Source organism: Cellulomonas carbonis (assembly GCF_014636275.1).
Taxonomy (GTDB): domain Bacteria; phylum Actinomycetota; class Actinomycetes; order Actinomycetales; family Cellulomonadaceae; genus Actinotalea; species Actinotalea carbonis.
Map to the genome: position 1 here is coordinate 36,623 of NZ_BMEB01000006.1, position 13,840 is coordinate 50,462.

Annotated in this window: 13 protein-coding genes; 3 read left to right on the top strand and 10 right to left on the bottom strand. The window is 75.9% G+C overall.

What is annotated here, in order from left to right; translation table 11 throughout:
* Positions 1 to 54: 54 nt before the first annotated feature.
* Genes IEV86_RS15270 through sigE form a run of 3 tightly spaced genes read right to left on the bottom strand, consistent with a single transcriptional unit; the run spans position 55 to position 3,166 of the window.
* Positions 55 to 1,530: a S1C family serine protease gene (locus IEV86_RS15270; protein ID WP_229734687.1), complete on the bottom strand. Its 1,476-nt coding sequence runs from the start codon at positions 1,528 to 1,530 to the stop codon at positions 55 to 57.
* On the bottom strand, positions 1,527 to 2,546 hold the full coding sequence (locus tag IEV86_RS15275; RefSeq protein WP_043602515.1) for an anti-sigma factor: 1,020 nt from the start codon (positions 2,544 to 2,546) through the stop codon (positions 1,527 to 1,529). The genes IEV86_RS15270 and IEV86_RS15275 overlap by 4 nt, the downstream gene beginning before the upstream one ends.
* Positions 2,543 to 3,166 (bottom strand): RNA polymerase sigma factor SigE, encoded by a 624-nt coding sequence (gene sigE, locus IEV86_RS18295; RefSeq protein WP_043602576.1) that lies wholly within the window; start codon positions 3,164 to 3,166, stop codon positions 2,543 to 2,545. The genes IEV86_RS15275 and sigE overlap by 4 nt, the downstream gene beginning before the upstream one ends.
* 358 nt (positions 3,167 to 3,524) lie before the next feature.
* On the opposite strand from sigE, the gene IEV86_RS15285 reads away from it, so the two are divergent.
* Positions 3,525 to 4,157, top strand: coding sequence for an O-methyltransferase (locus IEV86_RS15285; protein ID WP_043602577.1), 633 nt, complete (start codon positions 3,525 to 3,527; stop codon positions 4,155 to 4,157).
* Positions 4,158 to 4,175: 18 nt separating this feature from the next.
* On the opposite strand, the gene IEV86_RS15290 is transcribed toward IEV86_RS15285, so the two are convergent.
* From IEV86_RS15290 to dapE, 6 genes are all read right to left on the bottom strand, one after another.
* Positions 4,176 to 5,741 (bottom strand): leucyl aminopeptidase family protein, encoded by a 1,566-nt coding sequence (locus IEV86_RS15290; protein ID WP_043602517.1) that lies wholly within the window; start codon positions 5,739 to 5,741, stop codon positions 4,176 to 4,178.
* Between the two features lie 80 nt (positions 5,742 to 5,821).
* Positions 5,822 to 5,989: a DUF3117 domain-containing protein gene (locus tag IEV86_RS15295; protein ID WP_081802811.1), complete on the bottom strand. Its 168-nt coding sequence runs from the start codon at positions 5,987 to 5,989 to the stop codon at positions 5,822 to 5,824.
* Positions 5,990 to 6,129: 140 nt separating this feature from the next.
* The gene (locus tag IEV86_RS15300; protein ID WP_052425809.1) at positions 6,130 to 7,362 is read right to left on the bottom strand and encodes a hypothetical protein; all 1,233 of its coding nucleotides are present in this window, start codon (positions 7,360 to 7,362) and stop codon (positions 6,130 to 6,132) included.
* A gap of 8 nt (positions 7,363 to 7,370) precedes the next feature.
* A complete protein-coding gene (gene folP, locus IEV86_RS15305; protein WP_043602519.1) occupies positions 7,371 to 8,303 on the bottom strand; it encodes a dihydropteroate synthase in 933 nt (310 codons plus the stop codon).
* The gene (locus IEV86_RS15310; protein WP_043602520.1) at positions 8,300 to 9,136 is read right to left on the bottom strand and encodes an LOG family protein; all 837 of its coding nucleotides are present in this window, start codon (positions 9,134 to 9,136) and stop codon (positions 8,300 to 8,302) included. The genes folP and IEV86_RS15310 overlap by 4 nt, the downstream gene beginning before the upstream one ends.
* A 10-nt stretch (positions 9,137 to 9,146) precedes the next feature.
* Positions 9,147 to 10,229, bottom strand: a complete 1,083-nt coding sequence (gene dapE, locus IEV86_RS15315; RefSeq protein ID WP_043602521.1) for a succinyl-diaminopimelate desuccinylase — start codon at positions 10,227 to 10,229, stop codon at positions 9,147 to 9,149.
* A gap of 52 nt (positions 10,230 to 10,281) precedes the next feature.
* On the opposite strand from dapE, the gene dapD reads away from it, so the two are divergent.
* Both dapD and IEV86_RS15325 read left to right on the top strand, forming a co-directional pair.
* On the top strand, positions 10,282 to 11,277 hold the full coding sequence (gene dapD, locus IEV86_RS15320; protein WP_043602522.1) for a 2,3,4,5-tetrahydropyridine-2,6-dicarboxylate N-succinyltransferase: 996 nt from the start codon (positions 10,282 to 10,284) through the stop codon (positions 11,275 to 11,277).
* 5 nt (positions 11,278 to 11,282) lie between these two features.
* Complete coding sequence (locus tag IEV86_RS15325; RefSeq protein ID WP_043602523.1) at positions 11,283 to 12,167, top strand: hypothetical protein; 885 nt, start codon at positions 11,283 to 11,285, stop codon at positions 12,165 to 12,167.
* Positions 12,168 to 12,267: 100 nt separating this feature from the next.
* On the opposite strand, the gene IEV86_RS15330 is transcribed toward IEV86_RS15325, so the two are convergent.
* Positions 12,268 to 13,569 carry a citrate synthase gene (locus IEV86_RS15330; protein WP_043602524.1) on the bottom strand — a complete coding sequence of 434 codons (1,302 nt, stop codon included), beginning with the start codon at positions 13,567 to 13,569 and terminating at the stop codon, positions 12,268 to 12,270.
* Between the last annotated feature and the right edge of the window lie 271 nt (positions 13,570 to 13,840).

Here is a 13,840-nt window from a genome sequence, read left to right on the forward strand (position 1 = left end):
GGGCACGGGTCGGTCGGGTACGGGTCGGTCGGGTACGGGTCGGTCGGGCACGGGTCAGTCGGTCGGCACGACGTCGAGCACCACGCGGACCTCGCGCGCGTCGTCGTCACCCGTGCGGACCGTGAGCGTCACGGCGTCGCCCGGCGCGCGCGCCCGGATCGCGACGATGAGCTCGTCCGCGTCCGTGACGGGACGCCCGTCGATCGCGGTGATGACGTCGCCGGGCCGGATCCCCGCTCGGTCGGCGGGGCCGTCCGGGGTCACGGGCTGCTGCCCCTGCTGCTCCTCGGTCGCGACCTGGACACCCTCGCCCGTGTACCGCTGGTCGAGCAGGACGCCGATCACCGGGTACGTCGCCTCGCCGGTGGCGATGAGCTCCTCGGCGGTCCGCCGGGCCTGGTTCGACGGGATCGCGAAGCCGAGACCGATGCTCCCGGCCGCCTGGCCGAGACCCGGTGCCTGCGCGATCGCCGAGTTGATCCCGACCACCTCGCCGGCGGCGTTGACGAGCGGCCCGCCCGAGTTGCCCGGGTTGATGGCGGCGTCGGTCTGGATCGCGTTGATGAACGCCGTCTCGACCGCGTTGCCCGCGGAGACGGGCCGGTTGAGGGCGCTGACGATCCCGGTCGTCACGGTGCCCTGCAGCCCGAGCGGGGCGCCGATCGCGACGACGGGGTCGCCCACGACGACCTCGTCGGAGTCCGCGAGCGCGAGCGGCGTGAGGCCCGTGCGGTCGACCCGGATCACGGCGAGGTCGTACTCGGGCGTGCGGCCGACGACGGTCGCGTCGGCCTGCGAGCCGTCCGCGAACACGACGACGATCCGCCCGGAGTCCGCCGCCGCCGACACCACGTGGTTGTTGGTGAGGATGTGCCCGTCCTCGCGCAGCACGAACCCCGACCCCGTGCCGCTGCCCTCGGCGCCGGCGACCTCGATCGACACGACGCTCGGCAGCACCTCGGCGGCGATGCGCGCGACCCCGGTGAGGTCCTCGACGTCCCGGCTCCCCGTGACGGACGCCGGCAGCGCCACGTCCTGCGGGGCGTCGGCGCGGTCCTCGAGGCGGCCGCCCACCCACCCCGCGACGCCGCCCGTGGCGAGCGAGAGCGCGACGAGGCCGGCGACGGCCCGCGCACCCAGGCGACCGCGCCGGCGCGGCTCACGCCGCTCCGGGAGGGGCCGCCCCCAGCTGTCCGCCACGGGCGTCGGCGGTCCCCACGGCGTGCCGCTCGGCGGGGGCGGCGCGGGCGGCAGACCGGCGGGGCCGGACGGCGCGGAGAACCCGTGCGGCGCGCGCACGCCTGCCCCGGCGGGCTCGCCCGGCTGCGCCACCGGCCACGGGTCGCGCGGACCGTCCGGCCGGACCGGCTGCTGGGGTGCCGACGGGTGCGGCGGGGCCTGCAGCGGCTGCGCCTGCAGCGGCGGCCGGGGAGCGGCCGGCGGCGCGTCGGCCGACTGCTCGGGCTCGGCGGGACGCTGCGGCTGCCGCGGCGCCCAGGGTGCCGCGAAGGGGTTCGGCTCGTCGCTCACGGGGCCAATGATCCCGCGAGCGCGTGCCATCCGCGCGCGAGCCTGGCGGGGACGCCGTCGTCGTACGCGGCACCCGGGTGGGCGCCGACGAGGTCACGTGTCGCGTCCGAGGCGCCCTCGGCGACCACGGTCACGACCGTGTCGCCGTCCTGCCACACGACGTACCAGGGCTCGGCCGACACGAGGTGGACGTCACGACCGCGCACGTGCTGCACGGGCAGGCCCTCGACGGCGCCGTCGTCGAGACGACCGGGCTCCTGGAGCACCACGACGGTGCCGCCGTCGTGCTCGAGGTCGAGCTCGAGCCGTCCTGAGCCCTCGTCCAGACGCAGGCCGGTCACGCGCAGGCCGTCGGGCAGGTCGACGGGCGACACCCAGCCGTGCCCCGCCATCCACGAGAGCACCTCGGCGTGGGCCGCGTCGCCGTCGAGATCGAGCCCCGGAGCCGCGGGTGCGAGCGCGGGCGTCCCGTCGCGCGAGGAGACGACGGCGCCGACGGCGTCGGCGCCGTGCCCGGCGGTCCGACGCTCGGCCGGTCCGGTGCCGGCCGCCTCGGCCAGCACGGACAGCGCGTAGGAGCGGTCCGTCTCGGGCACGACGGGCGGCTGCCCGCCGACCACGACGAGGCCGGTCGCGACGACGCCGACGCCGCCCGCGAGGGCGGCGAGGACGGGCCGCGGCACGAGCGCACGGCGACGGACGACGTCCCCGCGCAGCGGGCCGTGCGGGACCTCGCCGCCGTGACCCGGCAGGGGGACGCTCCAGCTGTGCCACCGCTCGCCGTCGCGCGGCGCGTCGGCAGGCGGCAGGGCACCCAGCGCGAGCAGTCGCGCCGTGAGGTCCGGCGCGGGGAGGACGTCCCCGGCACCCGCGAGCGTGCGACGCGCCTCGCGGGCCGCCTGGAGCTCCTCGGCGCACGTGCGGCACACCGCCACGTGGGCGAGAGCGCGCTCGGTCGCGCCGGGCGAGAGCTGGCCGTCGGCGAGCGCGGACACCTGGGTGCCGAGGTGGTTCATGCCCCGCCTCGTGCGGCGTGGACGGAGCGAGGGGCGGCCGGCCCCGAGCCGAGGTCGGGCACGCCGTCGCGCGGGGAAGGGACCCCGGGGGCGCGGTGCGCGAGCGACTCGCGCAGCTGGGCGCGCGCGCGGTGGATGCGCGACCTGACGGTGCCGAGCTTGATGCCCAGCGTGACGGCGATCTCCTCGTACGACAGCCCCTCGATGTCGCACAGCACGACGGCGGCGCGGTACTCGGGCGACAGCGCGTCGAGCGCGCGTTGCACGTCCTGGTCGAGGTTCGCGTGCTCGAAGCCGCGCTCGGGCGTGCCGAGACCCGCGGCACCGGGCACGTCACCCGCGTCCTCGCCGAGGGGGTCCATCCGGATGCGGCGTCGACGCCGCGCCTGGTCCAGGAAGAGGTTCGTCGTGATGCGGTGCAGCCAGCCCTCGAACGTCCCGGGCTGGTAGGAGGACAAGGACCGGAACACCCGGATGAACGTCTCCTGGGTGAGGTCCTCGGCGTCGTACCGGTTGCCCGTGAGGCGGTACGCGAGGCGGTAGACGCGCGCCGAGTGCTCGGTCACGATCGCCTCCCACGTGGGGGGCGCCTCGCCCGGGCGTCGCGCGGCCGGGTCCACGGGCGCGTGGGGCGCGTCGGTCGTGCGGTCCGCGGTGGCGTCCGTATCCGAGGTGGGGGCACGCAGGACGGCGACCGCTCCGGCGCTCTCGTCGCCCGGGCGTCGCCCTCGCAACGCTCCTCGCACCGTGCTCTCCCGTCCACGCCGGCTGTCGGCCCGACGCCCGTCGACCGTCGGCGACCCGTCCCGCCCCAGTGTGCCCGGCGCCGGAGGGTCGCGCCCTCGTCCGCCACAACGCGCGGGGGCCCGTGGGTGTTCCACGCGTGCGGGTGACCGGGCGTGCGTCCGCGTGTGCCCCACGGCCGACGGCGCGCTCCGCGTTAGCATCGGGGCACCCGCGACCGCCCAGGAGGACACCATCGCACCCGACAAGTCCGTGAGCTGGGCCTACAGCGAGGACTTCCTGCCCGCCGACGACGTGCTGCTGCGCGCCTACGACCGCGCGTCACAGCTGGGCGTGCCCGCGGTGTCGACGGGCACGGGCGCCGTCCTCCGGCTCGTGGCCGCGGCGCTGCGGGCCGGTGCGGTGGCCGAGGTCGGGACCGGGGCCGGCGTGTCCGGCCTCTGGCTGCTGCGCGGCATGGCACCCGACGGCGTGCTCACGACGATCGACACCGAGGTCGAGCACCAGCGCGCGGCCAAGGACGCCTTCGCCGAGGAGGGGGTCCGCAGCACGCGCGCGCGCACGATCACGGGCCGCGCGCTCGACGTCCTGCCGCGGCTCACCGACGGCGGCTACGACATGGTGCTCGTGGACGGCGACCCCCTGGAGACCCCCGCGACGGTCGAGCACGCGCTGCGTCTGCTGCGCCCGGGCGGGGTCCTCGCCGTCGCGCACGCTCTCTCGGCCGACCGGGTCCCCGACCCCGCGCGGCGCGACGAGCTGACGACCACGCTCCGCGAGGTCACTCGCTCGCTGCGCGACGACGAGCGCGTCGTCCCGGCGCTGCTCCCGAGCGGAGACGGCCTGCTGCTCGCCGCTCGGCGGTGAGGCGGCGCGGCCGACGCGTCAGCGCAGCTCGCCGAGCCACCTGAGCAGGGCGCGGGCACCGAAGCCGGTCGCCCCCTCGGGCACCTCGTGCGTCGCCGACGACGACCGCGCGGGTCCGGCGATGTCGAGGTGTGCCCAGCGACGGGCGCCGACGAACCGCTGGAGGAACAGCGCCGCCGTGATCGAGCCACCGCCGGTCGTGCTGTCGGCAGGGACGTGGCGCACGTCGGCGACGTCGGACCGGATCGCGGTGCGGTAGTCCTCGACGAGCGGCATGCGCCACAGCGGCTCGCCCGCCGCCGCGCCGGCGTCCGCGAGGGCGCGCGCGAGGGCGTCGTCGGGCGAGTACAAGGCCGCGTTCTGCTTGCCGAGGCCGAGGGTCGCGGCGCCCGTCAGCGTCGCGACGTCGACGAGGACGTCGGGGTCGAGCTCGGCGTCGGCGTACGCGAGCGCGTCGGCGAGCACGACCCGTCCCTCGGCGTCCGTGTTCGCGATCTCGACGGTCGTCCCGCCGAACACCGTCACGACGTCGCCCGGCCGGTAGGACGCGGCGCCCACGGCGTTCTCCGCGAGCGGCAGCACCGCGGTGACCCGGTGGGGCACGCGCGCCTCGGCGGCCCCGAGCACCGTGGCGAGCGCGACCGCTGCGCCGGTCATGTCGGTCTTCATGGGGACCATCGCCTCGCGCGGCTTGATCGACAGGCCGCCCGTGTCGTACGTGATGCCCTTGCCGACCACGACGACGTGCCGCGGCGGCACGCCCGAGCTGACCGGTTGCTCGGGCGTCCAGCGCACGACGACCAGGCGCGGCTCGCGCGCCGACCCGCCGCCCACGGCCAGGACGCCGCCGAAGCCGCGTCGCGTGAGCTCCTCGACGCCGAGCACCTCGACGTCCAGGCCGAGCGCTGCGGCGAGCAGGCGCGCCTGGTCCGCGACCCACTGGGGGTCCTTGACCGACGACGGCGTCGCCGAGAGGGCGCGGGCGACCCACGTCGCACGCGCCGAGCGCGTGGCCGTCCCGACCGCGGCCTCGGCGTAGCGCCCCAGCAGGACGAGCTCGTCCGCGGCCGGCTCGCCGGCGTCCTTGCGGCGGACGGGCTGACGGTAGGCACCGAGCAGGTACCCCTCGACGAGCGCGGCGGTGCCCGAGGGCCCCGAGTCCGAGCCCACGGTGCACACGACCCGCCGCAGGCGCCGCGTGACGCGGGCGACGGCCGCGCCGGCCCGGCGCAGGTCCGTCGTCGTGCCGTCGCCGATGCCGACCAGCACGACGCGCGGGGGGAGCCCGGCCCACGGGAGGTCGGCCGAGCCGGCGATGGGACGCGGCAGGTGCACGACGTGCGCCTCGCCCGCAGCACCCGTGAGCCGCGCGCGGTCGGCGAGGTCGGGCAGGTCGACACCCAGGCGCACGGCCGCGTCGGTCGTGCCGGAGCGGGGCTGGACGCCCTCGTCCTCGTCGGTGGCCGGTGCGACCGGCAGGACGAGCGCGTCGACGTCGTCCTCGGTCAGGAGCGGTGACGTCGCGACCGTGCCGCGCACCACCGTGACGTCGGGCAGGGCTGCGGGGACGACGTCCCAGGACATGGACTCGCCCGCCGCGGCGCCCCGGCGACCGGCCGGGGCACGACGACGAGCGGGAGGTGCGGCGGGAGTCACCGCGTCGTTCAGCTGACGACCGAGGTCAGCGCCTCACCGAGCTCGCTCGCCTCGGTCGCGTTGAGCTCGACCACGAGCCGACCGCCCCCCTCCAGGGGGACGCGCATGACGATGCCCCGGCCCTCCTTGGTGACCTCGAGCGGCCCGTCACCCGTCCTCGGCTTCATGGCGGCCATCGATGGCTCCCCTTCCGGTGCGTCGTGTGCCGCCTGCGGGCTCGTCGTCCGGCGGTGCCGGCCGGCCCGCCATGGCGGTCGTCCGAGGGAAGTCTAGTTCACCTGCGATGTTGGTCGCTCCCCCGCGTGGACCTGAGGTCTCACGGGGGCCAGCCCGACGGCGGCACGAGCCGCCACAGGAGCGCGACCCAGGCGACCTGGGCGAGGACGCCGGCGGTGAGGACCGCCGCGAGGGCCGCGCGCCGGGCCGTCGTCGGCAGCCGGTCGAGGAGGGCCGCCGCCGCGGCCGCGACCGGGAAGGCGAGCAGCGTGAAGCGCACGAGGCTCGTCCCGGGCTCGAGGACCACGACGAGGTAGCCGAGGTACGCCGCGGTCCAGGCCCACGGCTCGGGGCCGAGCCGGCGCAGCGGCCGCGCGACGACGACGCCGAGCACCGCGATCCACACCAGGACGACGAGGACCGGTCCCCACGAGCCGACCAGCCAGCGCCCGACGTCGAACCACGGCACGAGCGGGACGACCTCCTGCCGTCCACGCCACGCCGCCTGCGTCTGCGCGTACGCGTCGGGCACGCCCGTGGCGAGCCCGACCATGGCCGGCCACAGGAGACCCGCGACGACGGACACGGCGCCGAGCGCCGCCAGCCCGACGCGTTCGCGCGTCGGCCACGGGTCCGCCGCCCGGGTCCGCCACCGGTGCGCCGCGTGGACCACGACCACCAGCGCGAGCGGCAGCGCGACCGCCCGCGTCAGCCCGAGCGCGACGACGAGCGGGACGGCGAGCAGGTAGCGGCGCGTCATGACGGCCCACAGGCACGCCGCGACGAGGAGCAGCGCGAGCGACTCGGTGTACGCGACCTGCAGGACGGGCGCGGCCGCGTGCGCCTGCACGAGGGCGACCGTCGTCAGCGCGACGCGCTCGGACGCACCGGTCAGGCGCACGACCCGGTGCACGACCACCGCCGCGGCGAGGCCGAGACCGGTCGCCACGACCGGCGCGGCCACGTGCCACGGGACCCCGGCGGCGAGGGGGACGCGGACCAGGAGCGGGAAGAGCGGGAAGAACGCCCACGCGTTCTGGACCACGCGCCCGTCGGGACCCGTCGGCAGGCCCACGGGGTAGCCCTGCTCCGCGATCCCGCGGTACCAGCTCGCGTCCCACATGAGCCCCGCGTACTCCAGGTACGACGGCGACGCGGCCGTCCATCCCGTGGCCGCCTGCGTGCGGGCGACGACGGCGAGCACGACGGCACCCACGAGCCGCCCGGCCGCGGCGACCGCGAGCGCCTGCAGCCACCACGGCGCCCGGCGCCACCACGCCGTGGGGTCCCCCGTCGGCCCGTCGGGCGACGCGGTGACGCTGCCGCCGCGCACGTCCCGGGTCAGGCGAGCCCCCGGACCACCCGCGCGGGCGCGAGGTCGCCGCGGAGCACCGCCACCATCTCGACGGTGCGTCGCGTCGCGAGCACGTCGTGCGCGCGGAAGACCGTCGCGCCGTGCCACGCCGCGACGGTGGTCGCCGCGAGCGTCCCCTCGAGCCGGTCGTCGACGGGCAGGTCGAGCGACTCGCCCACGAAGTCCTTGCGACTCAGGGCCATGAGCACGGGGTGCCCCAGCTCGACCAGGCGCGCCGTCCGCCGGGTCAGGTGCAGCGAGTGCCACGTCGTCTTGCCGAAGTCGTGGGTCGGGTCGACGAGCACCGACCCGGGGGCCACGCCCGCCCCGACGGCGCGGGACGCCGCGGCGGTGAGCGTCGCGAGGACGTCGAGGAGCACGCCGTCGAGCGGGTCCGTCCCGGCTGGGACGTCGGACGGCAGGGGGTACTGGGGACGCCACGGGTCGGTCCGTGGGGCCAGCCCGCCCGTGTGCGAGCAGACGACGCCCGCCCCGTGGGCCGCCGCGACCTCGACCAGGCGCGGGTCGTGCCCGGCCCACGTGTCGTTGACCAGGTCCGCACCGGCCTCCAGCACCGCCTCCGCGACCTCGGCCCGCCAGGTGTCGACGCTGATCGGCAGGTCGGGGAACTCCGCACGCACGCGGCGCACGAGCGGCAGCACGCGGCCGACCTCGGTGTCGACGTCGACGTCGGGACCGCGGCCCGCGCGGACGCCTCCGATGTCGACCAGGTCGGCGCCGTCTCGCACCGCGCGCTGCACGGCCGCGAGGGCGACGTCGTCGTCGGTCGAGCGCGCGGCCGCCCAGAACGAGTCCGGGGTCCGGTTGACGACGGCCATCACGGCGGGGCGGTGCGGGGTCAGGACGCGTCCACGCAGGACGAGCGGGACCCCCGCGGGCGGGACGCCGCCCGTCGTCACCGGCCGGTGGAGGCCTGCTCGGCCTCGCGCTCGGCGCGCGCGTTGGCCAGCACGGCCGCCTCCTCCTCGGCGCGGAGCTGGGCGCCGCGCTCGCACACGAGCCGGACCGCCTCGTCGGCGCTGTCGACGACCTGGAGCAGGTCCAGGTCGGACGCGCTGATGGTGCCGGCGTCGAGCACGGGCCCGGACAGCCAGTCGAGGAGGCCCTGCCAGTAGGACGACCCGACCAGCACGATCGGGAACTCGGTGACCTTGTGCGTCTGGACGAGCGTCAGCGACTCGAAGAGCTCGTCGAACGTCCCGAAGCCGCCGGGCAGCACCACGAAGCCCTGCGAGTACTTGACGAAGCACGTCTTGCGGGCGAAGAAGTACCGGAAGTTGACGCCCAGGTCGACCCACTCGTTCATGCCCTGCTCGAACGGCAGCTCGATGCCGAGGCCGACGGACAGCCCGCCGGCGTCGCACGCGCCGCGGTTCGCCGCCTCCATGATCCCGGGACCGCCGCCCGTGATGACCGCGTAGCCCTCCTCGGCGAGCCCCCGGCCCACGCGGCGACCGAGCTCGTACTCCGCGGTGTCGGGCTTGGTCCGGGCCGAGCCGAAGACGCTCACGGCGGGACCGACCTCCGCGAGCGCGCCGAAGCCCTCGACGAACTCGCTCTGGATGCGCATGACCCGCCACGGGTCGGCGTGCACCCAGTCGGCCCCCTCGCTCTTGGCGAGGAGCCGCTGGTCGCTCGTCGAGCCCGGGATCTGGTTGCCGCGGAGCAGGACCGGGCCGCGCCGGTAGCCGTCGCCGTCGTCCCGACGTCCGCCGTGGGTTCGCTGACTCATGACGACGAGCCTACGAGCACAGCCAGGTGCGCAGCGCGTCGACGCACGTCCGGAGGTCGCCGACGGGGCACCGCTCGTCGTCCGCGTGCGCAAGAGCGGGGTCGCCGGGACCGAAGTTCACGGCGGGGACACCGAGCTCGGAGAACCGGGCCACGTCGGTCCAGCCCTCCTTGGCCGCCGGAGGGCGTCCCGTGAGGCGGCGGACGGCGTCCGCGAACCCCGCGGCGGCCGGGTGGTCGAGACCGGGACGTGCCCCGGGCGCGAGGTCGACGACGGTCACCTCGTGCCCGTCGAACAGCTCGCGCACGTGCGCGACGGCCTGCTCGGGCGTCCTGTCGGGCGCGAACCGGTGGTTGACGGTCACGACGCACTCGTCCGGGACCACGTTGCCCGCGATGCCACCCCGGATGCCCACGGCGTTCATGCCCTCGCGGTAGCGGAGCCCGTCGACCACGGCCTCGCGCGGACGGTACGCGGCGAGCGTCGCGAGGACCGGCGCGGCGCCGTGGATCGCGTTGACGCCGCGCCACGCGCGCGCCGAGTGGGCCGCACGTCCGGGCACGCGGACCTCTGCGCGCAGCGTCCCGTTGCAGCCGCCCTCGATCGCGGCCGACGTCGGCTCGCACAGCACCGCGACGTCGGCGGTGAGCCACTCGGGGTGCTCGCGCACGAGCCGCCCCAGGCCGTTGCGCGAGCCCTCGACCTCCTCGTTGTCGTAGAAGACCCACGTGACGTCGCGCGTAGGCTCCGCGACGGTGGCGGCGCACGCGAGCTGGACCGCGACGCCGCCCTTCATGTCGACCGTGCCGCGGCCCCACAGCTCCGCGTCGTCCCCCGAGCCGACGAGGCGCGTCGGCAGGTTGTCCGCGATCGGCACCGTGTCGAGGTGCCCGGCGACGACGACGCGCTCGCGCCGGCCGAGCTCCGTGCGCGCGACGACGGCGTCCCCGTCGCGCAGCACGCGCAGGTGCGGGACGCCCCGCAGGGCGGTCTCGACGGCGTCGGCGATCGCGCGCTCGTCGCCGCTGACCGAGGGGATGTCGCACAGGGCGCGGGTGAGGTCGACGATGTCGCCGGTCAGGTCGAGTGCCACGTGGCGACACTACCGACGGCGACCCCGTCCGCGTTGTCTAGGCTCGGAGCCCATGAGCGCACCGCAGAGGACCGCGTGGGGGCACGGTCTCGCCACGACGACGACGGGCGGGGGCAACGGCGCCACGGCGACCGTGCTCGACGTCTGGTACCCCTCCCCCGCACTGGGCGAGCCGCCCGCCGGCACGGACGGGGCTCCCGCCCCCGAGCCGCCCGCCGAGCTCGCGGCGCTCGCCGGCACCGACGACGCGCGGGGCGTACGGACCGAGGTGGTCACGACCCGGATCGACCTCGACGAGGCGCCGAGGGACACCGCCGACGCCTACCTTCGCCTGCACCTGCTGTCCCACCGCCTCGTCGCTCCGCACGGGCTGTCGGTCGACGGGATCTTCGGCGTCCTGCCCAACGTCGTGTGGACCGACCGCGGCCCGTGCGCCGTCGAGGGCTTCGAGACGACCCGGCTCCGGCTGCGCGCGCGCGACGGCGTCGCGCCCACGGTGCACGGCGTCGACAAGTTCCCCCGGATGGTGGACTACGTCCTCCCGTCCGGGGTGCGCATCGCCGACGCCGACCGCGTCCGGCTCGGCGCGCACCTCGCCGAGGGCACGACCGTGATGCACGAGGGGTTCGTCAACTTCAACGCCGGCACGCTCGGCGTCTCGATGGTCGAGGGCCGGATCTCGGCCGGCGTCGTCGTCGGGGACGGCAGCGACATCGGGGGCGGCGCCTCGATCATGGGCACGCTCTCGGGCGGCGGACGCGTGACGATCTCGATCGGGCGGCGCTCGCTGCTCGGCGCGAACGCCGGGCTCGGGATCCCGCTCGGCGACGACTGCGTCGTCGAGGCGGGCCTCTACGTGACGGCGGGGACCAAGGTGACGCTCCGCGGCGAGACCGGCCCCGACGGAGGGCCGCTCGTGGTCGCGGCGCGTGAGCTCGCGGGACGCGACGGTCTGCTGTTCCGCCGGAACTCGGTGACCGGTGCGGTCGAGGTCGTGGCCCGCGCGGGCACGGGCATCGAGCTCAACCCGGCGCTGCACGCCAACTGACGCCCGTGACCACCCGTCGCCGCCGCTCTCGGCTCGGCCCCGTCGCCGGCGTCGCGGCGTTCGCCGTGCTCGTGGCGGGCGGGGCTGCGGCCGTCGTCGGGCTCCTGGACCGGCTCGACGTCGAGCCGCCGCGTCCCGTGCGGTGCTCGGCGCTCGCGGACGGGACGCCGTGGCACCTCGCGACCGACCAGGCCGAGACGGCCGCGCTCCTGTCGGCGACGACGGTCCACCGCGGGATGCCCGCCCGCGCGGCGACGATCGCGATCGCGACGGGTCTGCAGGAGTCCAAGCTGCGCAACATCGACTACGGGGACCGCGACTCCCTCGGCATCTTCCAGCAGCGGCCGTCGCAGGGCTGGGGCACGGTCGAGCAGGTCCAGGACCCGGTGTACGCGACGGGTGCCTTCCTCGACGCGCTCGACCGCGTCGAGGGCTACGAGGACATGGAGATCACCGTGGCGGCGCAGACGGTCCAGCGCTCGGCCTACCCCGACGCGTACGCGCAGCACGAGGCGACGTCGCGCGCGTGGGCCTCGGCGCTGACCGGGTGGAGCGCGGGCGCGGTCACGTGCAGCCTCCCCGAGCCCGACGCTCCGGGGGACGCGACGGGGCTCGTCGAGCGCGCGGGGCGCGACTGGGCCGGGACGGTGCCCGCCGTCGTCGGCGAGGACGGCACCGTCGTGCTCGACCCGGCCCCGCTCGGGGCGCTCGACGGCGGTGCGCAGCGGGTCGGGTGGGCGGCCGCGCAGTGGGCCGTCGCCGTCGCCGAGCCGTTCGGCGTGACCCGCGTCGCCCACGCCGGCCAGGTCTGGGACCGCACGACGGGCACGTGGGCGGCGTCCGACGACGTCGTCGTGGACGGGCGCGTCGTCGTCACGCTCGCGGGCTGACACCCCGCGAGCCCCGGCGCCGCGAGGGCACCGGGGCTCGGTGGGCCGGGAGGACCGGCGGCGGGTCGTGCCGCGTCGTGGCGCGTCGCCGACCGCGGCGTCAGCGCTGGTCGAGCGGGACGACGTCGCGCGTCGTCGGACCCGTGTAGATCTGCCGCGGGCGGCCGATCTTCGTCGCCGGGTCGTTCATCATCTCGCGCCACTGCGCGATCCAGCCGGGCATCCGGCCGACGGCGAACAGCGGGGTGAACATGCGCGTCGGGAAGCCCATCGCCTTGTAGAGCAGGCCGGTGTAGAAGTCGACGTTGGGGTACAGCTTGCGCTCGATGAAGTAGTCGTCGTTGAGCGCGATCTCCTCGAGCCGCATCGCGATGTCGAGCATCTCGTCGCGCTTGCCCAGGGCCGAGAGGACCTCGTCGGCGGCCTTCTTCACGATCGCCGCGCGCGGGTCGTAGTTCTTGTACACCCGGTGGCCGAAGCCCATGAGCCGGACGCCCTGCTCCTTGTTCTTCACGCGGCGCATGAACTCCGTCGCGTCGCCGCCGGTCTCCTGGATCGACGTGAGCATCTGGAGCACCGCCTCGTTGGCCCCGCCGTGCAGCGGACCGCTGAGGGCGTTGACGCCCGCCGAGACCGACGCGTAGAGGTTCGCGTGGCTCGAGCCGACGATGCGGACGGTCGACGTCGAGCAGTTCTGCTCGTGGTCGGCGTGCAGGACCAGGAGGAGGTCGAGCGCCTTGACCATCGACTCGTCGGGCTCCCAGATCTGGCCGTTCGGCTGGAACGCCATGCGCAGGAAGTCGGCGACGTAGCCGCGCCCGCGGTCGGGCCCGATCATCTCCTGGCCGAGGGCGCGCCGGTGCGCGTAGGCCGCGATCGTCGGGGCCTTCGCGAGCAGCAGCACGGTCGCGAGCTCGACCGTCGCGGGGTCGAACGGGTCGACGCTCTCGGGGTAGTAGCCGGGCAGCGCCGAGACCGCGCTCGACAGCACCGCCATCGGGTGCGCGTTCTCGGGGAACGCGCCGATGAGCGCCTTGAAGTTGTCGTGCAGGTGCGTGTGCCGCTCGATGCGCTCGACCCAGCCGTCGAGCTGGTCGGACGTCGGCAGCTCGCCGTGCGTCAGCAGGTACGCGACCTCGAGGAACGACGCGTGCTCGGCCAGCTGCTCGATGGGGTACCCGCGGTAGAGCAGGACGCCCTCGTCGCCGTCGATGTAGGTGATCTCCGACTCGCACGACGCGGTGTTCATGAACCCCGGGTCGACGGTGACCAGGCCGGTCTCCTTGAGCAGGGACGAGACGACGATGCCGTCGTTGCCCATCGAGGCGGACCGCACGGGCAGGGGCAGCGAGCGCTCGGCGACGTGGAGCTCGACCGGGGTCGTGGTGGCGGTCTGGGTCATGCTTCCTCCTCGAGCAGACCGGCACGAGGGTCCTCGGCGGGTCCGGACGTGCTGGGCGGGCGTCTTCGGCCACCGACGACGGTACCTGCGGCACGAGCGCCGGGGTAAATCGATCCTGGGCGGAAGGTCCTTTTGGGTGCGTGATCCCTGTCACACCCCTGCACCCGTGTGCGGCTCGACCGGCGGCCAAGCCGATGCCAAGACTAGATCAACACACCCTATCCCGCGCCCCATTCATGGGACGAGGTGGCGGGGCGTGGCGGGTCCGGGC